This window comes from Paenibacillus hunanensis (assembly GCF_014645615.1).
Taxonomy (GTDB): domain Bacteria; phylum Bacillota; class Bacilli; order Paenibacillales; family Paenibacillaceae; genus Saccharibacillus; species Saccharibacillus hunanensis.
This window is the reverse complement of the sequence record NZ_BMMB01000007.1, coordinates 354,202-376,664: the sequence shown is the minus strand read 5'-3', so window position 1 is coordinate 376,664 and position 22,463 is coordinate 354,202. Positions and strand designations below refer to the sequence as shown.

At 45.7% G+C, this 22,463-nt stretch carries 23 protein-coding genes and 1 pseudogene; 7 read left to right on the top strand and 17 right to left on the bottom strand.

Annotation, left to right across the window (positions count from 1 at the left end):
- Nucleotides 1–2: 2 nt before the first annotated feature.
- The 4 genes from IEX62_RS17200 to IEX62_RS17185 form a co-directional block, all read right to left on the bottom strand.
- Entirely contained in the window at nt 3–1,001 is a 999-nt protein-coding gene (locus IEX62_RS17200) for a LacI family DNA-binding transcriptional regulator (RefSeq protein WP_188776761.1), read from the bottom strand.
- A gap of 543 nt (nt 1,002–1,544) precedes the next feature.
- Entirely contained in the window at nt 1,545–1,859 is a 315-nt protein-coding gene (locus IEX62_RS17195; protein ID WP_188776760.1) for a hypothetical protein, read from the bottom strand.
- A 97-nt stretch (nt 1,860–1,956) separates the two neighbouring features.
- Nucleotides 1,957–2,211 (bottom strand): YczO family protein, encoded by a 255-nt coding sequence (locus IEX62_RS17190; RefSeq protein ID WP_188776759.1) that lies wholly within the window; start codon nt 2,209–2,211, stop codon nt 1,957–1,959.
- 357 nt (nt 2,212–2,568) lie between these two features.
- Nucleotides 2,569–3,657: a lactonase family protein gene (locus IEX62_RS17185; RefSeq protein WP_188776758.1), complete on the bottom strand. Its 1,089-nt coding sequence runs from the start codon at nt 3,655–3,657 to the stop codon at nt 2,569–2,571.
- Nucleotides 3,658–3,926: 269 nt separating this feature from the next.
- Between IEX62_RS17185 and IEX62_RS17180 the strand changes: the two genes are divergently transcribed.
- Complete coding sequence (locus IEX62_RS17180; protein WP_188776757.1) at nt 3,927–4,583, top strand: hypothetical protein; 657 nt, start codon at nt 3,927–3,929, stop codon at nt 4,581–4,583.
- Nucleotides 4,584–4,629: 46 nt separating this feature from the next.
- On the opposite strand, the gene IEX62_RS17175 is transcribed toward IEX62_RS17180, so the two are convergent.
- Complete coding sequence (locus IEX62_RS17175; RefSeq protein WP_188776756.1) at nt 4,630–5,175, bottom strand: GNAT family N-acetyltransferase; 546 nt, start codon at nt 5,173–5,175, stop codon at nt 4,630–4,632.
- A 330-nt stretch (nt 5,176–5,505) separates the two neighbouring features.
- Between IEX62_RS17175 and IEX62_RS17170 the strand changes: the two are divergent.
- From IEX62_RS17170 to IEX62_RS17160, 3 genes and pseudogenes are all read left to right on the top strand, one after another.
- A pseudogene (locus IEX62_RS17170) lies at nt 5,506–6,237 on the top strand (MATE family efflux transporter); the annotation flags it as partial.
- A gap of 409 nt (nt 6,238–6,646) precedes the next feature.
- Nucleotides 6,647–7,276 carry a hypothetical protein gene (locus IEX62_RS17165; protein WP_188776754.1) on the top strand — a complete coding sequence of 210 codons (630 nt, stop codon included), beginning with the start codon at nt 6,647–6,649 and terminating at the stop codon, nt 7,274–7,276.
- 26 nt (nt 7,277–7,302) lie between these two features.
- Nucleotides 7,303–7,509 (top strand): hypothetical protein, encoded by a 207-nt coding sequence (locus IEX62_RS17160; protein ID WP_188776753.1) that lies wholly within the window; start codon nt 7,303–7,305, stop codon nt 7,507–7,509.
- A 71-nt stretch (nt 7,510–7,580) separates the two neighbouring features.
- Here IEX62_RS17160 and IEX62_RS17155 read toward each other — a convergent pair whose 3' ends face one another.
- The 11 genes from IEX62_RS17155 to IEX62_RS17105 form a co-directional block, all read right to left on the bottom strand.
- A complete protein-coding gene (locus tag IEX62_RS17155) occupies nt 7,581–8,108 on the bottom strand; it encodes an FAD-dependent monooxygenase (protein ID WP_229685873.1) in 528 nt (175 codons plus the stop codon).
- A gap of 7 nt (nt 8,109–8,115) precedes the next feature.
- Nucleotides 8,116–8,829 carry a GntR family transcriptional regulator gene (locus tag IEX62_RS17150; RefSeq protein ID WP_188776751.1) on the bottom strand — a complete coding sequence of 238 codons (714 nt, stop codon included), beginning with the start codon at nt 8,827–8,829 and terminating at the stop codon, nt 8,116–8,118.
- Between the two features lie 90 nt (nt 8,830–8,919).
- Nucleotides 8,920–10,167 (bottom strand): CehA/McbA family metallohydrolase, encoded by a 1,248-nt coding sequence (locus IEX62_RS17145; protein ID WP_188776750.1) that lies wholly within the window; start codon nt 10,165–10,167, stop codon nt 8,920–8,922.
- Nucleotides 10,167–10,622: a hypothetical protein gene (locus IEX62_RS17140; RefSeq protein WP_188776749.1), complete on the bottom strand. Its 456-nt coding sequence runs from the start codon at nt 10,620–10,622 to the stop codon at nt 10,167–10,169. Before IEX62_RS17140 ends, IEX62_RS17145 begins: the two co-directional genes overlap by 1 nt.
- A 24-nt stretch (nt 10,623–10,646) precedes the next feature.
- The gene (locus tag IEX62_RS17135) at nt 10,647–12,122 is read right to left on the bottom strand and encodes a hypothetical protein (RefSeq protein WP_188776748.1); all 1,476 of its coding nucleotides are present in this window, start codon (nt 12,120–12,122) and stop codon (nt 10,647–10,649) included.
- Nucleotides 12,123–12,170: 48 nt separating this feature from the next.
- Nucleotides 12,171–13,016, bottom strand: a complete 846-nt coding sequence (locus IEX62_RS17130; RefSeq protein ID WP_188776747.1) for an ABC transporter permease — start codon at nt 13,014–13,016, stop codon at nt 12,171–12,173.
- Between the two features lie 3 nt (nt 13,017–13,019).
- Complete coding sequence (locus IEX62_RS17125; protein WP_373289151.1) at nt 13,020–14,165, bottom strand: extracellular solute-binding protein; 1,146 nt, start codon at nt 14,163–14,165, stop codon at nt 13,020–13,022.
- A 242-nt stretch (nt 14,166–14,407) separates the two neighbouring features.
- On the bottom strand, nt 14,408–15,499 hold the full coding sequence (locus tag IEX62_RS17120; protein WP_188776746.1) for an ABC transporter ATP-binding protein: 1,092 nt from the start codon (nt 15,497–15,499) through the stop codon (nt 14,408–14,410).
- A gap of 160 nt (nt 15,500–15,659) precedes the next feature.
- Nucleotides 15,660–16,484 (bottom strand): ABC transporter permease, encoded by an 825-nt coding sequence (locus IEX62_RS17115; protein ID WP_188776745.1) that lies wholly within the window; start codon nt 16,482–16,484, stop codon nt 15,660–15,662.
- A gap of 553 nt (nt 16,485–17,037) precedes the next feature.
- The gene (locus tag IEX62_RS17110) at nt 17,038–17,805 is read right to left on the bottom strand and encodes an HAD family hydrolase (RefSeq protein ID WP_188776744.1); all 768 of its coding nucleotides are present in this window, start codon (nt 17,803–17,805) and stop codon (nt 17,038–17,040) included.
- Nucleotides 17,806–18,184: 379 nt separating this feature from the next.
- A complete protein-coding gene (locus tag IEX62_RS17105; RefSeq protein ID WP_188776743.1) occupies nt 18,185–18,700 on the bottom strand; it encodes a DUF3939 domain-containing protein in 516 nt (171 codons plus the stop codon).
- Nucleotides 18,701–19,189: 489 nt separating this feature from the next.
- Here IEX62_RS17105 and IEX62_RS17100 point away from each other — a divergent pair, with 489 nt between their 5' ends.
- The 3 genes from IEX62_RS17100 (at nt 19,190) to IEX62_RS17090 (ending at nt 21,899) form a co-directional block, all read left to right on the top strand.
- Nucleotides 19,190–20,191, top strand: coding sequence for a YpdA family putative bacillithiol disulfide reductase (locus IEX62_RS17100; protein ID WP_188776742.1), 1,002 nt, complete (start codon nt 19,190–19,192; stop codon nt 20,189–20,191).
- 519 nt (nt 20,192–20,710) lie between these two features.
- Entirely contained in the window at nt 20,711–21,154 is a 444-nt protein-coding gene (locus IEX62_RS17095) for a DUF441 domain-containing protein (protein ID WP_188776821.1), read from the top strand.
- 238 nt (nt 21,155–21,392) lie between these two features.
- A complete protein-coding gene (locus IEX62_RS17090; protein WP_188776741.1) occupies nt 21,393–21,899 on the top strand; it encodes an ADP-heptose synthase in 507 nt (168 codons plus the stop codon).
- Between the two features lie 151 nt (nt 21,900–22,050).
- Here IEX62_RS17090 and IEX62_RS17085 read toward each other — a convergent pair whose 3' ends face one another.
- Nucleotides 22,051–22,239, bottom strand: a complete 189-nt coding sequence (locus tag IEX62_RS17085; RefSeq protein WP_188776740.1) for a hypothetical protein — start codon at nt 22,237–22,239, stop codon at nt 22,051–22,053.
- Between the last annotated feature and the right edge of the window lie 224 nt (nt 22,240–22,463).

Below are 22,463 nucleotides of genomic sequence, written 5' to 3'. Positions count from 1 at the left end.
CCTCAATTTTGAATGGAACGAACCGTGCCGCGAATAACAAGTTCTGTGTCCAATGTATAGTGTTGTGCCACCGACTCTCCTTTTAAAATTTGGAAAATCAAATGTACAGCTAGTGCGCCAACCTCATAATCTGGCTGTCGTACCGTGGTTAGACCCGGGTTCAAAAAGCGAGCTTGCACGATATCATCAAAGCCGATGACCGATATGTCCTCTGGTACGCGAATGCCTGCTTCCTGAAGCGCCGTGATCCCACCGAGTGCCATCTCATCATTAGCGAAAAATACCGCTTCCGGTAAATCCCCCTGTGCAATCATGAGCTTCACTGCACGATAGCCACCTTCCTCGGTAAAATTACCGATCAGATTCCAGCGCGGCTCAATCGTAAGTCCATGATCATTCATCGCTCGTGTAAAGCCGTTATAGCGATCCTTATTATGCTTACTGCTTGCCGGGCCGGAAACAAAGGCAATACGACGATGACCATTTTCGATCAAATAATTCGTTGCCAGTAGGCCACCCTTCTCATGATCGGCTTCAACGTAGCATACGCTCTCATGCTCCAATCGGCGATCCAGCATCACGATCGGAAAGCCCTCACGCGCCGACTCCATAATCGTTCGGTCGGGAATGTTGTGTGCGAGAATGATCGCTCCATCGACACGCTTTTCTTTAATGAACTTCACAGCAGTTGAGGAATCTCCACCGATCGAGCTACAGGCGATTAGATCATAGCCATTGTTCAGACTAACCTCCTGTACGCCCTTGATCAGGCTGGAATAGTAAGGCCCCGACAGATCGCTCAGCAGCAATGCGATTGTATTTGTGCGTGAACGCTTCAGATCGGATGCGATACCATTCTTCTGATAATTGAGCTGGCGTGCTGCATCCAGCACCTTATCCCTTGTTTTCGTACTCACTCTGCCGATGCCATTGAGCGCATAGGAGGCGGTTGACACCGCCACCCCGGCAAGAGCAGCCACATCCTTAATAGTTGCCCCCATCTGCTCACCTCTGTTCTTCAATCAGGTTATAGTGCTGTTGTTACTTTAGCATGATCCTGATCGTGGAGTGAAGCGGCGTTTCGACTCATCGTTCAGCATGATTTCACCAAAAAAGTCTTATCGAAACGTTTCGATTTCATCCAAAAGGATATTTTGTATTTTTATGGAAAATACAGTTTTTCATGACTGAAAGTAACGTTCCACTTGTGATTTTTAGATCATAATCACATTTTTACCCATATCGACACTAGAAAAATATTCCTCAAGCTTACATTCACTTGCAGAATTTTCTGTGTTTTTGTCGAAACGTTTCTACAACGCTATTATATCTCGGCTTGTAACCGATTTCAACCGCTTTTAAATTTTTTTTATTTTTTTTCTATTTCGACAGCTTTATTCACCTCTATTGGAGCTATGTATGTAGTTGCCATGCTGACTGGTGCTGATAAAGCTGGCACTTCGGCTAATGCCTCATATGCATAATCGATTCCTAAAGAGGTCGATACAGCCGGACCCGAACATGCCAGCCCGGAAGATCGCACATTATGAAGATGACGAATCGAGACGAAAACGGTCGATATGCGTCTGTAAGCCCTCCACTTGTAAAATGCGCACCTGTTCTGCTCCAAGCAGATCAAAATGAGGATATCGATCTCGCAAATGTATATAACGCGGATTCAAGCCATACGATCTGCACCAGTGTCGTAGCTTATCGATATCTGCACATCCCACCTTTGTCACCGTCCGACTATCGGGAAAGCGATCATCGATCCAATAATGAGTCAAAAATGCAATTTCCCCTGCTTCAACTTTACGCTTCCATGTTTGAAGCTCTTCTCGCTTAATTCCAAATGCCATCGCGTTCATTCACCTTTCCATCTATACGAATCCAGAAAAGGAACAGCGCCTGCCGCTACAGCGGAGCTGTCCCTTGCCACTCTTCCATTATATCCAATTAACGCACGATATCCGAATCATCCTTGGACTTACCCTCCGGGTAAGCATTTTGACTGGATGAAGAGCGCTTCGTATGCTCGCCGTCCTTTTCTTCCCGTTGCTCCAGCTTCATATCCTCTACAGGCAAGGCATCTACCGTCTGCTCCGATTCAAAACGGTCAAACAAGCTTTCTTTATCGGTAGGATACTGCTCGGCATGATCGCGCTTGCCATCCTGATGATCAATCTTGTTGTTTTCACGCGGTTCTGTCATCGTATGCATCTCCTTTTCCCAATTCGATTCGTAGCTGCTCTTATAAATGGGGTTATGTATTTTTACCTCTCTATCATAAATTGAAACAATTCGATGTTAGCTTTTTGCAATGCAGTGCCGATCTATTCTGGAAAGCCTTCCCTATATTATACGATTGTAAGCAGGATGTCGTTAACCATCTTTCCCACATAAAAAAACGACCGACAGCGTGATAACTGTCGGTCGTTAGTAAATCGTTCGTAATTAGAGACTTCACTATTAGTTTACGATACCTATATTCTTATACGATACCGTTGCCGTATCGCATCATAGCAGCCATAAAGCCTGGAAAAGCCAGCACTTTATAAAAGTATAATCTTAGAAGCGTGCGCCCCATACACAAACAGGCTTCGATACTTCTACGCTTTTACCTGTGTAAGTCAGCTTGCCGCTATCCGCATCAATGCTGAATACGACGATGTTATTACCATCGCGATTCGCTACCAGTGCGTATTGACCGCCTGGCAACAGGGAGAAGTGACGTGGATGTCCACCCTCTGTCGATACATGCTGTACCAGTGTCAGCTCGCCAGTCTCTGCATTGACCGCATATTGCACGATGCTATCATGTCCACGGTTCGAACCATACAGATAACGACCGTCTTCTGAAATGGCAATCTCAGCACAACCGTTAGCACCGTCATAGTCCGCAGGCAATGTAGGGATCGTCTGTACCTCAGTCAATGTGCCTGTCGCTGCTTCATATTGATAAGCAGTCACAGTCGAATTAAGCTCATTAATAATAAAGGCAAATTTGCCGTTTGGATGGAATACAAGGTGACGTGGGCCTGCACCTGGAGTGCTGATCGCATCGGATACGAATTTTAGCTCATTTGATTCTGGCAGCAGCTCATAGGTGCGTACACGGTCAAGACCGAGATCCTGTACGATTGCATATTTGCCAGCTGGATCGAAGAATGTGGAGTGTGGATGCGGGCGATCCTGATTTTGTGGATCTACGCTATGTCCTTCATGCTGATGCACATCCAGCAGCTCGCCTACGCTGCCGTCTTCTTTGATGGAGATCAGGCCAACCATACCACCATGGTAACTAACCATGGTCAGATAGCGGCTATCTGCGGAGCGCCCAATATGACATGGAGGGCCGTCGATCGTTCTTGCACGATTGAGCAGCTCCAGCTTGCCTTGCTCTGGATCAATCACAAATGCTGCTGCTTCGCCGCCTTTGCCCTTTGGCCCTGTCTCGGATACCGTTTCACCGAGTGCGTACAGGCGACGAGCGTTGGCATCCACATTCAGGAAGGTTGGGTTTTGCAAGCCAGTGAACGCATCCGTCTGTACAAGCTCCCCTGTGGCTTCATTGAATTCATACACATATACACCGGTATGATCAGACTCTGCGTACGAGCCTACAAATACAAGTAATCGTTCAGATGGTTTAGTCATAGTGATTCTCCTCCAATATGGTATGATCTCATTCTCTTCAATGTTCACGGCAATCATGTAAACTGCAACATGGTTAATCGCCGAACACCCTACTATATAACTTATACCCTTGTGCCATAAAAATCAAAAAAATCGTCTTCTTCTCTTCTATATACATATATTGGCATCTACTTTACACTGGATACTAATGAAAGCCGATCATACCAATTAAGCTATGCTTTACAGCACTACAAAACAGAAATGGACGACTACTCAAGGAGATGATCCACATGAATCATGACCATCATCAAAGCTCTTCTATCGCTCCATCCCTACAGCCGACCACACCGCTCACCTATGCTACAGCGATTCCATTACTCGTCAAGGAACTGGGACTTCATATAAAGAACCTTCGCTTCGTTAAAGCACCTCAGGCTAGCGATTATTTTACAACGATTGATAATCAAGCTCCATATAGCGAAGATATGCTAATTGCCAGCTTAAATGGATTGCCACTATCGCCTGAGCTTGATCCCGCAGCGCCTATGCAGCGTGTCGACTTTGCTATTTTGCTCTGGCATGTGCTAGAACAGGACAACTCACAGGAAGCACAGGCATTTCAGATTGTAAATGATGCTGAACAGGAGGAGTCTATATCTATCGATGAGAAAATGAATCCAAATGATACGAATACAACAACATCTTCCTCGTCTATTTCTACAGCGAACGAGCAGCATACAGCATCTGTGGAGCATGTGCAATGCTCCGTTAATCTGGAGCAGACAGAGCATTCTGATGCAGATCGATTCCAGCATATGATGGATCGCGGTATAGTCTCAACACAAGAATCGAGCGATATTCGTCCTTATGAGCCAATCACGTACGCTGAAGCTATCGCAATGCTAGCTCATACCCGATCGCTATTCCATGCCAACCGTTCTATGTAGCTTGATCGTGCTATGAATATCGTATCTAGCTCTGATCCGATAAGGTCTACGCCCATTCTTCAGCTGTGATCGCATATAGAATATGATCTTCCCATTTGCCATTAATGTATAAATAGCGTTCAGCCAGCCCCTCCTTGCGGAAGCGGGCTTTTTCCAATACGCGCTGTGAAGGCTGATTCCATGGCATAACGCCAGCTTGAATACGATGCAATCCTGCTTCCTGAAACGCATAATCCATAACCCAGCGCAATGCGGAAGTAGCATATCCTCGTCCATGATGCTGTTGATCAACAAAATAACCGACCGATGCATTTTGGAAAGGTCCTCTTGCTACACCGCTTAGCTCTATACGTCCAACCAGCTGTCCTGTATCCAGTGTAAACATACCAAACACATAGCCCGTACATGCTTGAAAGCTTTGTTCCCCCTGCTCTAGCATCTCGCGCTGTGTGTCCAGCGTCCAATAATGATCCGGTCGAATCGGTTCATAGATTTGCATATAGTCTCTGTTATCGAGTCGCAATTGTAAGAGCGCCTCGGCATGCTCCGCGCGCAATGGACGCATTTCGATACCTTCATGTTCTAACTGCATTGGTTAATCCCCCTCTTTAGGTTTACTGTGTTCTTTCTTCTTGCATTTCTTTACACTGAAAATACCAAGGATAGCATTATACTCCCATAAGGCTAGTCAAAACGGTTGCCTGCTCATTGAAGCGCTCTATTATAGCATATTTTAGCATTCCAGATGAAGTCATTCATGTTCTAGCCAATAATCAGCTATACAAGTGACTATGCAAATAAGCTTCAGCATCCGCAGATACTGAAGCACTTTTCAATGGTCATTCAAAGCATCGTAGGTTATCCAAAACATCCTATTAGCGTAAGCAATGGATAAGGATTACATGATATGAATGTTTTCTACATCATTGTACTGGATGCCCTCGCGATCTTTGTTCTTCACTGGGGCGTGATCGGTGTAGCTACAGCGACAGTTGTAGCGAATCTTATCGCAAGTGCCTTTTACACGTATCATCTAGGCTTTAAAAGCACCTTTCTGAGTGTGTCGTTGAAATGGTTTAAAGCGAGCCAAGAGATTATGAGCAATGTGTTCAAAATCGGTGTGCCTGTGTTTGTGATGAGTGTCTTTCTTGGTGCGATGTCGCTGATTCTGAACTATTTTCTGATTCAATACGGCGATGCTTCCGTTGCTGCATACGGCATCTCGTCGAGATTGCTGCAATTTCCAGAGTTTGTAATGATGGGATTGTGTGAAGGGGTCGTGCCGCTGATCGCCTTTTCGTTTACGGCAAATAAACTGCGGATGAAGCAAACGATTCGATTCACGGTCAAAGCGATTGTGCTGATGGCGGTTGTATTCGGGGTAGTAATCTATCTGGTGGCAGATCACCTGATCGGCTGGCTTACGAATGATCCGCAGCTGATTGTTATGGGCAGTTATATTTTGCACGTTACTTTCTTGTCGCTGTTTATTACTAGGATAACGACGCTGTTTACAGGTGGTTTCCAAGCAACGGGTCAAGGTACGGCGGCGTTTATTATGTCGGTCATTCAAGGTATGACGCTGATTCCGGTGTTGTTTATTGCGAATGCGATGAGCGGGTTTCATGGGGTGGTGTGGTCGTTGGTGATTGCGGCATAAGCTGCAAACGGATATGTCACAGGAGTTAGATACGGCTCTTTGATCCAGTCAATAGCTTGTAAGCATTTAGTCTTTCAATTTTAAAAGACTGAATGCTGTACATAAAACTAATTTTATATTTTACTTTTCAAAGTTTAATTATTTTAATAATAATCTTTCTTTCTATACTAAGACTAAAGTAACGAAAATTAAATCTTGTATACTAATTAATTAGTTTTCACTTTAATTATAATAAAGGATAAAAGTCTCAATTTAACTAAAAAAAAAATTTTTTTGTCGAAAAGCTTTATCGATTACGTCCTTTTGTTAGACTAAAAGTGTACTGAAAATATAAATTAAGGAGGCTTAATGGTAGTTTTATTAGTAATTTATAGCTAGTAAATAAACATACTTAGGAGGAAATATGAAAAGAATTGTTAGCTTTTTGTTAGCTTTAATACTCTTTATCGTAACTTGTCCTCAGACCTTCGCCAGCGATATGAAAGATAAAGAATTTACAAAACAAGATGTATTAGCTTTGGAACCTTACGTATCTGTAAATGATAACGGGCTTTTTGAACTAGATTATTCCAAAGCACAAGAAAATGGAGTAGATATAGAGTTGCTAGATGGACAGAAAAACTATTTTAATACATTAAATAAACAAATTGAATCGGGCGAGTTGGAAGCACATTCTGATTTAAGTATAACTCCTAAAAATTCAGCGCCTCTTACTTCCAATCTTAATAAATCGGTCACAGCAACTTGCGCTGGAAAAAGTACCGCTGTCCAACAATACTGGTGGGGTTATAGTCGTTATATGAATAGTTGCGAAGCCAATAAGTTTTCTGCTGATCTTACTGGTGTATCGGCAACTAGTGGGGGCATTGCTGTAATTGCTGCTTACTTTGGAGCTCTTCCTGCCGTTCCTCCAGGAATCACAGCAGCTTACTTTGGGCTACTGGCTTCACGTGTCTCTGCTAACAATGCAAATAGTACAGGTATTTATTTAGAAATGACTTGGGCATTGGCTTTCAATATTACTCCTCAATAATTTTTTTGTGAGTAGGGGGTGAACTTATGTGGACTTATAATAACTTTGTTATATATGTTCTTCCTGTTTTAGTATTTGCGCTTCTTATAGTAATCATTGCGAGAGCGGTAGGAGAGTATAAACAAAGTGATGCTGTTCAGAAGAAAAAAAGTTCCCAGAAAATTATTATTTCTTCACTTTTGACTCTAATTCTTATTTCTGGTTTTGTTTATTATCTTGTAGCAACAGTTTAAAATGGTAAGAAAAGACTGCAGTTTAAAACTGCAGTCTTTTTGCGTTTTAATAATTGTTATAAAAATTTCCTTTATTGATCATACCTTGCACGAATCGCTTCTTCAGTCTGTAGAATCAGAAAATTCACCATCATCGCCGCCTGTGCCTGCACGTCTTCGATAAACGGACGGAAGCTCTCATCATATGCCTGAAAAGCAAGCGTCACATCCCCATCACTCTTCTCCAAAGCATCTGCCAGAGCCGCTGCTCCGCCGATTGCCAGCGAGCCGCCCATACCCGCAGCCGGAGAAGCGCAATAGCCTGCATCGTCGACTAACGCCACTCTGCCCTTCGTCCATGACGGCATTTTCATCTGGCAGAGTTTATCAAAGTAAAAGGATGACGTTTGCTTCACCTCTTCCAAGAGTTCCGGCACGCGCCAGCCCATGCTATTCACATGCTGGATCGTGATTGCCCGCTGCTGCTCGTTTCGACAATCATATGGAATCTCTTGGTCCGCAGAAAAGCAGAAGACAATATCGGTTTTGCCATTATACGCGTTCAGCATGACCATCTTGCCCGGTTCATTATAGATCTGGGTCGTATGTTCACGAATCAACAGCCCATCAACGCAAACGCCGAATCCAGAATGTGAAAATATCACTACGCACATAATCGAGTGAATAGAGCACACGACGGTTCATTTCATCATAATGCGTCTGCTTCATAAGCAGCACGGTTGCCTCAGGATGCACAGCAAGCTTACGGCAATGCGGATCTCCCGGTGCGGGTACGATAATTTGGGAATCTGCACTCACGATTCGAATTCCTGATTCACGCTCCAGATGCTGAAAGAGTGAGCCTTTAAAATGCTGTTCATCCAGCGTATCTCCTGCAAAGCTCGCCGGAATGTAGTTAATAGAATGAGCAACAGGCTCTCCATTCGCCATTCGGCTACGCTCCATCATAATGACGGAATCCTGCTTATCCAGCTCTAGATGAAAAGCGACCTCTGCGGGTGCTTCAAGCTTACGGATATATTCCAGTCGCTGCTCCTCAACCAGACCAGCGGATACGATCATATCACCGATGCTATACAACCGATCGAGCGAGCTTGGGATCGTTTGCATCGTGCGTGTGATATAAGTACCACTTCCATGCTTAACGAACAGCTTGCCTTCATTTTTTAACAATCGAATCGCTCCACGTACGGTTGTGCGACATACGTTGAATTGACCTGCTAGCTCCGATTCAGAAGGAAGACGGTCGCCTGCGTCCATTTCCTCTTGCTGAATCCAGCGCTCAATCTCTGCTTTGATATATTGTTGTTTAACCGACATGAACTCGACGTCATCCTTTCCTACACGTAGTCATCTATTGCTACAAATATCGCTCAATCCGCATGAAGCGGAGACTGAACTCGTGAACATTTATTCCGTATTCATTCCATCGATATAGATCGCATTCGTAAATGCCAGCATGCCACATACTTCGTGAAAATAACCATACAGCTCGGCACGAAGCCATTTTGTAGGTGCTGGAACTGCTATTATCCATTCCTGCCACGGTTCCTCCGAATCAAGCTTCGTCTCTGCCAGAATGCCTTGATCGCTCATCATCACCAGACGCAGCTTTTGCGAGGGCAGCTCATAATGCGAATGTCGTATCTTCCGATCAAGCTGAATATGAAGCTGGAGCTGCTGATGTCCAGTATGGATAACGTCTCCAATTTGGTAGATGGAACATGCGCTATGATCAGATTCCGGTAGCAATGAGTGGGAATAGATACCTTCGGTGACCTCATGCTTGTTTGTCGCCTCATAGTGATGAACAACAGCGTACAGATCAAGTAAAGGCCCCATCGTGACGCTCAGTCTTCCACTTCGTATTGCTTCAATATACGAATGGTCATCCGAACGATGAATGGAAGCATGTTGTTCAGCCTGATCGTGAGCCGCTACCCATTCTGAAGGATCTATTGAAGAAGGAGTATTCGTCTGTGGCTGCTCATGCATCCTTTGCTCGGTAGCAGCATTTTGATCTCGATCCAGCTTCTGCTCTACTTCTTCCAACTTCTGCTCCCCTATAGGATTCAATCCAATATACGTGATCGCTGCGGGTGCATCATCTGGTAATGTACGATGCCAATCTCGACCACTGGTCGCTGCCAGACGATGTCCTTCATTCAACAATTCTGTCCATAGTGCAAAGGCACGCTGACTATCCTGCTTCATAAATGGCATCAGCGTTGACCATACCTCGATATAGTCTACCTGACTCCAATCGTGAATCGGGTACTCCCAGTAACAGCCTGTACAAATCGGGCTACCAATGCGGAACGGATGCGCAATCCCAGCAATACCGCCTGCTTCATGCACCAGATGGATTCCTTTTTCGATATCGCCTTGCCCCACCTGTCTCCAGTCCACATATTGCTGTAAACCGATCGTCACCATATGTCCGTAAAAGGTCGTCCATTCCATTCCTGCAATAATACGAAGCCCTGTGCTAGCTTCGATCCCATCGCGATCCATAAGTCCGGATTGCGTATTATGGTCCGTTAAAGCGATAACATCAATGCCCGCCTGTTTTGCTGCCTGTGCTAGCTCTTGCAGGGATTGTGAACCATCGCTATGGAAGGTATGGGTATGTAATTCGGCAGGTGTCCATCGCAGCATTATAACGAGCCCCCTTCCGTAATTCGTAGCTTATAATGACACTGCTCGGTAACGACCGCATGCAGACTGATCGTGACTGTCCATAATCCAGCAGGATTGCTACCAGGCCAGAAACCAGGCGATGCTTCATGCTCGGTTAACCGATGCTGCTGCACCCGATCCATACGATGTGCCTGTCCCCGATGACGATACGGATCATCAAGCGAAAGGGTCAATAGATTTTGCAGCGGCGCATATTTACGCCAGTCTTCTGCTCTTTGCTGCTCATAGCCATACTGCTTCATTGCCCGGGTAATAAGCTGCTCAGTTAGCTGTTCATCCTCTAGTAGCTTTGGCTCATAGCTAAATTCAATATTCAGGCTTTGCACGGGCTCATGCAGCATAAAGCGGTAAGCAATATGGCTTTGCGTACTCTTGGGATTAACCGTTCCGGAAGCTTCATATAATACATTCATCTCCGCTCTAGCTCCTTTCCTTACTTACCTATCCGATTCCCCACATGTCCATATCAGCGCTTCCGGTGTATCCTTTGTTAAACGAACAAACGATTCAGCACGAATGCCAGCAACTGGACGATACTGTTCATCTAGCGTATAGGCATACATATGACCAAGCTCGACCTCATCCAGTCCGCCAGGCAATAATACAGCCCGAATGGCAGCGATATCGTCTAAAGTTAACTGTTGATCTGTTTTGATCGTTGTGGCAAAGCCCGGATAAGGCCCTTCATACGCCGCACGAAATGCTCCAATTCGCATATCACAATAACTGGACGAAAGCCATTCCTGCTCCCCTTTTAAACGAAGCTGGTAATCGATTGGTGTCTGACGGAGTAAGGACATATTCTCACCAGTCACTTCATCGATAGGGGTGTCCTGCGACTGGCTACGAAGGGACTCAGGCCACTGCTTCAGCCCATGGATGAATAGATAATGCCGCTGATCGGCAAGCTTCCAGGAATGACGATCGACGGGCTGCTCTAGCTCATACTGACGATTCATTTCCCAATTGCTCACCTGATGGATGAATGGATATAATGCCATCACACGCTCACGCGGCTCGCAGGTACGATCCCATTGCAGCAGTGGCGGCAGCATGTAACGATAATCCGAAAGCGGCTGATCGGTAAAATTGCCATTTGCCGTAGCCGCCTGAAGCACCGGATGACCACCGCAATCAGTCAAGCCAGCAAATGCCGTTTCCACATGATGCGGCCCTTGATACGTATGACGTAAAACCTTGCCATCGCGATCTAGTTCTACCCGATGCATCCATTCGATATCTGTCGTACGCCCCCATTTACTCATAAGCAGACCGGATGGCGTTCCTTCATCCTCATGGCTAAACACCATATGATATTCAATCGTCATGCGATCCTCTTGCTGTTCGATCGAATACATGAGTAGCAAGGGCGTATCGGTAAATGTACTCTCATACGGATGAGTCAGCTGACGTCCATAAATGACAGGAGTATGCCGATACGCTATCGCTAGCGGCTCCTCCTTGCCAATATGGTATACACCTGCTCTTCGTACAACAGCGCGTGTAGCTCCAGTCGGTGTCATATCACGCTGTAGCTCTAGTGTGACGGTATGGGCTCCAGCAGGCAAGCAGCCGAGTAGCCTGCTATAATCCAGCGTCTGCTCGCCATAAAATAAAATGACATCCTGCTGGTATTCACCATTTAGATATAACCGCAGCACGACGGATTCCCGTCCCTTCTCCTGCCAGTTACTATCTCCTGCGGCTTCCAGTCCAAGCACCGCATACCCTGGCTGCTCCAGTTGAAAATGGATACTCATCGACTGTTCACTGTCCACTATCGCATCCGTCATGCTCCGTCCATGCTGCATTGTATCTGCTGCATCGGTAACCGACTGCACATTCAGCTCATAATGCTGCTCATCATGTCCTGCCTTCTCCATTGCAGATGCCGCCTCGTTAGCTTGATCCATCGTCCATTCACTCCTTGTCCTGATACGAGCAGCCTACCGCGATATCACTTAGGACTGCTTATCCAGATCCTGTCCCATCGTACGAATGTAAAAGTATCCCATCACCGAGCATAGCAAAAACATAAATACAGCCATTGCGCTTGCTGTATGCGTCTCCTGATAATTCGAAAATACCTGCTGCATCGCTACTCCAAGCACCTGCGGCGAATTCGCTCCGATTAAAAACGGCGCCGTAAAGCTACCGATAATGCCCATAAAAATAAAGGTGAGCGCCACCCACATCGTCTTGTAGGATAGCGGCAAAATAAAGCGAAAAAATAATTGCAAGCTACTCGCTCCTGCATCGCGCGCACTTTCGACTACGGAGTTTGGCACAGCAGCCAGCGCTGAGCTGAGCAGCATCGTAGCGAACGGAATATTAAACCACAGATTGGCTAGCAATAGACCGCTGTAGCTATAAATAATCTTCGGAAAAGTATCGATCCCGATCAGCAGCAGCAATCTAGCCATCCAGCCATGATTGCTATAGAGCGTGATCAGCCCATATGTAGCAATAACACCCGGCACAAACATCGGTATAAAATACAAACGATTAATCCAGCGCGCCATCCAGCCTTTGCCAAATCGCAAATAAACAGCAAGCGCATAGCTAACGAGTAGAGCAATCACTGTCGAGACCAGTGTCACATTTAACGTGTATATAATATTGGTGCGCATCGCTGGCTCTGTAAACATACGAATATAGTTACCGAGTCCGAACTCACCACTATTTTGATCAATCAGACTTTCCTGTACAGCATACAGAATCGGCAAAATGACGACAACGAACAAAATGAGAAAGGAGGGGATGACCAGGGCAAGCCCCAGCATCCCTCTCTTTACCGAATGACTCATCCGTTATTGCCCCGCTACTTCGCTCTGCCAGCGTTGATTGATTTCTTTTTGCAGATCGCCGCTGTTAAATTGACGATATCCGCTGGACACACTGGCAAACTGATTTTGCAGCTCTTTTGGCATCAAATCCCATTTGATCCCTGGATAGCCATACATTTTGTTGACGATGATCGTCTGCGCTTCTGGGGTCAATACATAGTTCAGCAGCTTCTCGGCAGCTTCCTTTTTCGTCGACATTTCTGGCATCAGCAGATACGAAGGGCCACCTGTAAATGGAGGATCGATCTGCGCCAGCTTCACGGTTGATGGCAACAGCTGCTTATTCAATTGCTCCAGCGCCATATCCGACCATGCTGGAATCATATCCACCTCGCCGCTTGCCAGCAGATCGAGTGTACCCTGATTTTTCTTAGGATATACGCCTTTTTGATACATGTACGGGCCGAGCTCTTTGAGCAGATTGAAGCCTTTATCCCATTTTTGCGCCATCGATGGATCACTGCTGTTCATCGCATCTGCTGGCAGGAAATTATAGATCGCCGTGTTCACAAATGAGCTACCGGAGCCACCTGTCGCTGGATCATTATAAGCAAAGCGACCTGGGTGCTGACGAATCCAATCGTACAGCTCATCCGCTGTTTTTGGCGGCGTGCTGACACGTGAGCTATCATAAGCAAGAACGACTGAAGAAGCACGATAGGGAACAGCCATATCATTCGCTTGCTTGAGTGCATTGCTGTCTACATTGGACAGATTCGGAATGGCCGAGCTATCCAGCTTCGCCCAGATCCCCTGACTGTTGCCGCGTGTCATATCATCCAGACTGCCTTCATACAGATCCACATCTACACTTTGCTGTCCGCTCTGCTTTGCTGCCAGCAGACGATCTACCGCAGACTGACCGCCTGTACCGGATGGCAGGTACACCAGCTTCACCTTGATCGTCGGGTTCGCTTTTTCAAATTCAGGAATGAGCGTTTCCCATAGCTCCTTGACGTTCAGTGAGCCACCGGTATACAGCGAAATCTCGGTTGTGCCTGTACTGCTGGCACTTGCTGCCTCTGAGCCTGATTTGCCGCTACAGCCTGCCAGCAGGGCGATACTGATTACAATCATGAACAGTGAACTCCATTTTGCTTTTGTGAACACGTTGGTTCCTCCTCGAATATGGGAAATGACGATAGGAAATGAAGATTAACTTTTTTAATGTAGACGAATGATAACGACCTTGCCCTCAAAAAAGACCATTCTGTTCTATTCCGACATCCTATTATGCTCGTGCAACGTATCCAGCACATCGCCTTTCTAATACCGGGTCGCGCTGAACCGTTGTTATTATCACCTCAGCTTTCTGGTATGATCCATGTATAGCCGTTATAGGATCGGCATACTCATACAGTTGCTGCTGCTTGAGATGCTGCTGTATGACTAACCGTTATGCCTGCTGTCTGTTCGGGAAAGGCTGTAAATTTACGCAGTCCGATCCGAATCGCTTGCCCGTTTAGCAAATGAACTGCCTGCTCGCGTGGCACGAACATTTTAATGATCTGCTCATCGCAGACGACTGATACTTCTGCATAATGACCGAGCACCATCACCTGCCGAATCGTGCCTGCCAGACTATGCTGCTCATCTGTTAGATACACATCCTCCGGTCGAACAGCAATCGTGCATGCTCCAGGCAAGAGCGCCTGTCCGGGTTGCGGCTCTAATTCCAGCGACTGTAGACGAATACGTGTACCATCACTAACTGCTGGTAGCAGGTTGATTCGACCGATAAAGCTCGCGACAAATAAAGAGCTTGGACGATCATAAATATCCTGCGGTGTAGATAGCTGCTCGATCTGTCCAGCGTGCATCACGACAATCCGATCGGAGATCGATAAGGCTTCCTCCTGATCATGGGTTACGAACACCATCGTCATGCCTGTACGCATCTGAATATCTCGCAGTTCTTCACGCATCTCCATCCGTAGCTTGGCATCCAGTGCAGAGAACGGCTCATCCAGAAGCAATACATCGGGCTCAAGTAGTAAGGCACGCGCTAGAGCCACACGCTGCTGCTGTCCACCGGATAGCTCGGATGGGTACTTGCGTGCTGCGGGCGCTAGCTGTACGAGCTCCAATGCATCTGTAACCGCACGCTGAATATGTGCTTTTTTATGCTTGCGAATATGTAGCCCGAATGCAAGATTGTCATACACCGTCATATGCGGCCATAGGTTATAGCTCTGGAACACCATCGCGGTCGGTCTTTTCTCCGGTGGTAGCTTTAATACGCTCTGACCGCGAATCAGAATATCCCCGCTATCCGGTTCCAAAAAGCCACCGATCGAGCGCAGCACCGTCGTCTTTCCACAGCCAGATGGTCCCAGCAGCGTGACCATTTCGCCAGGCTGCACATCCAGTGTAATATCACTAACACCATCGCCTGTTTTGAATCGTTTACTCAATTGTCGAATCGATAGCTGAGGTTCTGTCATCGAATATCCTCCTGCTTTTCTATAAAGTCTTACTCCATCTGTATCAGGAAATGAAGATAAAGTGATTAGTACATACAGGTGAAGCAATTAGCCAATAAATATCAAGCGCGTACTACATACAAGCTGCGAATGGAATAAAGACTATTCTTCATCCGCACCGTTATTTCACTTGAAAGCCTCCTGCTAGCACATCCGCACTAACAAATCGACGTGCAGCAAGCAGCAGAATAATGGTAGGCAATGTTAAAATGACAGAAAATACAGCGCCTGTCGTGCTCGGATAATCGGCGATAATCGAATACATAATGATTGGCATCGTTTTAAAATCAGGGATACTTACCAGCAGTGTTCCCTGCGCCTCGTCCAGCGAAGCAAGAAATGTGAAGATCGATGCAACCATAATGCCGGGGAATGCCATCGGTAGTGTAATTTTCCAAAATACACGTAGTGGCCCTGCACCTGCATCACGCGCTGACTCCTCCTGTGCCCGATGTACACTCCGAAAAGCAGAGGATGGAATCCAGGTCATATACATCAATGTATTGACCATGTGAATGAGCACGATGCCCACAAAGGTATTCATCAAGCCAAACTTATAAAACAAGACGGCAATCGATACATACAAGCCCATCTTCGGAAAGGCATGAGTGAGCAAGAAGGAAAACAAAAACCAGCGACTAAACGGAAATGCAATCCGTGCAAAAGCATATGCAGCTGGAATACAGACGATAATCGAGCAGATCGTGACTACAGCAGCAATCAGAAACGAAAGCGAGATTGACTCCAGTACATCATCCTGTGTTAAAACAAATTGCCACCATTCCAGCGACCAGCTCTGTGGTAATGCCGCTGGATATTGCCATTTGCCTGATACCGCGAGCAGTAACAAATTCAACAATGGCCCCAGAAAAAAGATAACGAACACAACCAGCACAACAAATTCCATAACCTTCCTCGCACCGAGCGAGCGTACATACCAGCCCATGACTCCATCCTTCCTACCTGAATTCCTCGTCACCTGTTCCGTGAAGTTGTCTAGACGTCTCAATTGTTTGCAACTCCGAGTATATAGATCGTTTATTAGCTCCACATGCGCCCCAGTTTATTTTTGTGTAAAGGAAATTTCTGTCTCTACTCACAGTGGAGATCAGCAAATGTTATACACATAGATCACTTGTATAACGCTTCCATTGCATTAGATACCCTATATCATGAACAGATATAGCCCGATAAAGACAGCTTCATAAACTGCCAAAATCGGGCTAGACATCTCATTTATTCGTCTATCAGGTACTGGCAATCATTTACGCCGAATTTACAATTGCATAGAGAGCTATACGTAAAAATAAAAAAGGACGGAGTTCCCAGCCATGCCAGGAATTCAGTCCTTTTTTCATCTGATCGCTATGATGTTGCATACTTGTCATATACACCTTTTAATGAGACCCTTTTCTAGGTTTGTTTTTATTAAAACAGACTAGTCATTTTATAAAAAAGAAGAGCCTTCACATGATGACAAGTGAACACTCTTCCAGCTTTTACTTATTCATATCCCAAATCGCTTCCAGCTCATCCAGATCATCAATCGTACGCCACGGCTTCATTCCTAACTCATCATCCCATGCAAAGCTGCGGCGCAGAAAAATACCACGCATACCCGATTGAGCGGCACCCCAGATATCGTTTACCGGATGATCACCGACGAATACCGTTTCAGCTCCGCTTGTGCCCAGTCGCTCTAATATCATCTCATAGATGCGCGCATCAGGCTTCTTGATCCCCGCTTCTCCCGAGGTCAGAATAACGTCAAAATCCCCTTCAAGCTCCAGATGACGTACCTTGCCGTACTGAATATCATATGTCCCATTTGTTAATATTCCCAGACGAAATCCCTGTTCTCTGCAAGCAGCAATCGCTTCACGTGCATGCTTCATCAGACGCGCTTCCAGCATATAATGCTCATTGTCATAAGCAAATAGCTCATCCACTTCAGGCTTCTCTGCCCATGGTAAGCGCTCTGTCAATTCTTCAAAAAAGCCCCGTTTATCCCGATAGCCATCTGCATCTGTAATACGAAGGTAGCCGATAATATCTCGCGCCAGTGTTTCATCCACATGTCCAAGATAATCCCGAACGAGTCGCTCTGAAAAAGCGCGAAACGCATGATCCCGATCCATCAGTGTATTGTCCAGATCGAAAATGACCGCCTTAATCGGTGTATCATTTGCTGCAACCTCCGTCGTCCTTCCCTGCTGGAGATTCTCTGCCGTCTTTTCCAGTGCTTCAACCGGTAACTGTTCTGTCATCTCATCGTTCTCCCCTGTCTATCCTTGATCTATCGTTATTACTGTCCTACTACGTCCCGTTTATTCTACAAAAGGGCAAGCCAGATGGCAATCGCCTGCTGTATACATCCTATACGGTATGCAGGAGCCTACTACACGCACAAACAGCACAAAAAAGCCTGCACCGATGAGAATACACCGCTACAGACCCTGATCACTTCAACTATACAATACATTTCCAAACCTATTCTCATTCACGACCACACGTTAGCTAGCACCCATCATGAAGCTCAGCATCTGATCTTACTCGGTATCATGGTCATGCCAACCTACTCGATACCATTCTATTCTCTATAAAAATATATTACATTCATACGTTGCTAAGCCAAGCCAATTCAGCCTACAACAGCACATATGAGCGATCCTGTTCTTCCTTCTGCTTCGGTAAAATAGCAGGCTCACGGTGAGTAACCATCATCTCCTGATCGGTCACATATACGGGAAAGTCAGGAATCTCATGTAGATAGCGCTGCTGATACAGCTTGCGGCAATCGACCTCCAAATAAGGCGAATCGCTTAACACTGGCAAATGTCCGTTTTCATTCACATAATCATCGACCGCCCACTGCACACGATCCAGATGATACGGAATATGACGCTCGCTTTCGTCAAACAGCTCAAATGTTTCGCGGGACAGGTAAAACTTCTGATCAGACGAGCCTCCCAGATAACGACTCAAACGACCCAGATCTATACTTCCATCCTCCTGCATCAGTACAGTGCGGTTAATCCCATTGCTCATATCACGTTCAAAGCGCAGTACGGCGCTCCGTAATTCATCCAGTGTTACGTGAACAGACGGCAAGCGGTTAAGAGCCTTTTTACCTTTGCTTTTGAATCGTTCCAGAATAGACATAATTGTCTCTCCTCTCTAGCACATCGTTTCATAAATAACGAGTGCAGAAAACGGTTACAAACCCATCCGACGAAAGCGACTAACTTTTGTTTATGCTTACTATTATTATACCGCCTTTTACAAAGATTGATGCATATTTTTACAAATTTATGCGATTTCACGCCAATTTGATTCATTTTAGCTAGCTGCAACAACATACTTAGGTATATGCTCCGATTCGATCCGGGCAACCTCCCCTTCTCTCTTCCTGGTTCGATGTACTTACATCCATGCGCTGTAGCTATATATTATGCTCTATCCTACATAATCGCGGTTATGCCGTTGTATACGAAGCTTATCTGACTTCATAATGTATGAAGTGTATCGTGAGATGGCTGTCAGCGTACACAGATGGGTATAACGACTGCGGTTTTTTGGTAAATATGGTATGATGGAGAGCAGCGAGTTTATAGAAATGATATACGGATACGGAAAGGAGATTTACCCTGTATGCAAGATGTTATTATTGTCGGTGCCGGACCTTGTGGCTTGTCTGCCGCGATTGAATGTGAGCGTCTGGGCCTGAATACTCTTTTGATTGAAAAATATAATGTGGTGCACTCGATTTATCTGTACCCGACGAATATGCAATTTTTTAGCACAGCCGAGCTACTGGAAATTGGTGATCTGCCTTTTCCAACGCCCAATGAAAAGCCTTTTCGTCATGAGGCGTTAGCCTATTATCGCCGTGCTGCACAGCATTATGAACTAAATGTGCAGCCGTATACTGAAGCAACCGGTATTGAAAAGCACGACGATGGCAGCTTCTCCCTGCACACGGTAAATCGTCAGCGCGAGCAGCATACGTATCAAGCACGCCGCGTGATCATTGCGACGGGATATTTTGACCATCCGAACTATCTGGGAATTCCGGGTGAGGATCTGGATAAAGTGACGCATTATTTCCGTGAGGCACATCCCTATACAGGTATGCGTGTAGCTATCATCGGCGGTAGTAACTCAGCGGTAGATGCCGCACTGGAAATTGTACGTGTAGGCGCGAAGGTCGATATGGTCTATCGCGGTAGTGATCTGTCTGCCAATATCAAATCATGGGTACGTCCGATCTTTGAAGGTCTGGTCATGAAGGGCAAAATCGCGCTGCATCTGAATTCGCGCGTGACCCATATTACCGAATCTGAGGTACACGTTACTCGCAATACCGATGGCTCGATCGACAGGCTGGATAATGACTTCGTACTGGCGATGACTGGCTTCCGACCGGATCGCAAGCTGATCACATCGATGGGTGTGACGATGAGCGATGATATGGACAAGCCGCGCTTTGACCCGGATACGATGGAAACGAATATCGCTGGTCTGTATGTCGCTGGTGTTATTGCTTCCGGTCGCAATGCAAACGAAGTATTTATTGAAACAGGACGTCGTCATGGCGCCTTGATCGCTCGTCATATTGTAGATAGTTTATCACCGAAAACATTGGCTGAATAAGGTTCAGAATACAGGACGAGCTTGAGAAACGGAGGCTATTTTTGATCCCTTTCGTTTCTATCCTTTTCGTCCGGTTTGCTATTACTATTATGTCTAGAGCTTCGGCTTATACGTATGTGTGTGAGTGTGTGGGTCTTCGGTTTATACGTATGTACAGCTAGCTGTAGCTACTTTTATATAGCTGTAGCTGCCTGTGTGTGTATAACTGTAGCTACTTGTGTATGTATAGCTGTATCAGCTTATATGTATAGTTGTAGTTCCTTATGTGCATGAGTTACTCTCTAAACAACATTACTTCTTATTACTGTTTCTATCTCAACATACGTCCGCTGGATTCCGGCGGACATTTTCAATTTGTCATACGATTCTTTATGGATATACTCGTTCACTTCTATGCACGATCATGTTGCTTGGTTTTTGGCCATACTTAAAACAAGAACCCTATGCTAATGATTGTAGCTTGCATCCAATCCCAGCAAAATAATCTCAGAACAAAGGAGTAATGAATACATGGCTGCCATTGATATGCCTTCGCTGATCCTGCTTGTAATGGCAGGACTCGGTATCGTAGGTAAAAATACAACGGTCACAATTGCGATGCTCGTGCTGCTGCTTATGCGTGCGCTTGGCTGGCATCAGGCTTTCCCGTGGCTGGAAAAGTATGGCTTAACGATTGGTATTGTAATTTTGACAATTGGTGTGATGACGCCGCTGGCTAGTGGTAAAATTTCCATCGATACGATCCTTTCCTCCTTTCTTAGCTGGAAATCGCTCATCGCTGTAGGCATTGGTTTATTTGTCGCTTATCTGGGTGGACGCGGTACGATTTTGATGACGAATCAGCCGACGCTGGTAGCAGGATTACTGATCGGAACGCTGATTGGTGTCGCCTTTTTCAAAGGAGTTCCAGTTGGGCCATTGATCGCGGCTGGACTGCTATCTCTGTTCATCGGTAAATCTTAATTCCGTGTATACTAGCGAGGTGTTCAGATGAAGTAAGTCAACTGGCGTTATACGCATGATCAGGCTGTAGCTCTCCTTGTACTTCCTGCTCGCTACAGCCGTACTTCGATTTTTTAAAAGTTTGCATTTATTGCGACGGATCGAATATGGTATACTGCCAGTACAGCTTTGACCGTTTTTCTAAATGATCAGGCTAACAACGATGTGTACACGTATGCATTTCCAGGAGGATTTGTCCATGTCCCAGACATTTGTCATTGAAGCGGTCATGATCGCAATTTATGGGCAGCTTCTAAACCCGGATAAACCGGTCAATTATATCGTTCCATATACAACGATTATGGAGTTATATGAATTTGCGGAAAGTGATGAACCCCTCATGAATAGTCCACTTGAGGATCGTGAGGTACGCAACCGGGTTCAAGAGCTGATCCGTTACTTAGAAGAGCCGCTCAATAAAAAGAAAATTCAGCGTTGTCTACAGATGCCATGGGCGCAAAGCTCTGGTATTGTATTTAGCGACAACGTGCAAATATCCGTCGTCAATGCGCTGGATAATGCGTATTACGGCGAGTCATTTGACCCGATCGAAACCGAATTGATTCTATCTTCACTGAAAAAGGAAGCGCCAATGCTAACCGATCAGTTCGAGTTAATTCAGCGTATGATCGAAGCGAAGGTGCCTGTGCAGGTATTCGATATCGAAGATTTCTCCTATGCCTTAGAAGGTACTTCGCCTGTATAATCGCCGGACAGTATAACCGAAAAAAGCTTCCAAAAGCGTGCCTGATGTACACGGCATCGTCCTTTTGGAGGCTTTTTTTGTTGTACAGATTACACATAATATATACTGTGCTATTCTCATCTTCTGCCATCCTTCTACATGAAGCATCCGATTACATATTCCCACTAATTCCGTACATGCTCAGCATCGAGGCACCTAACATGAAGAAGCTTGTCGATAGCCAGAGCACTGCGTACCGTCCTCTTAGCACATGCTGACGGGTAAAATAAATAGCCGCTGTTGCAAACACCACACTGACCAGTAGCCATAAAAAGACAATCATTCCTGTTAATGTACTCATCTGTCTCTCATTCCTTCCCTGTATAACCTATATTGCCTTACTACTTCATCTACTGGAGCAGCTAAGCATGACGTCATCTTACCCATGCTGTATGAACGCTATGTAACGATAAGCTTAATGCTAGATAAATTCACGTATGGCTACGACAGGTATACTACTTTTTGCTGGGTTCTGATCGGTAGACGCCGGTCCATCACCCCTGTTCTGATCGCTATATACCAATC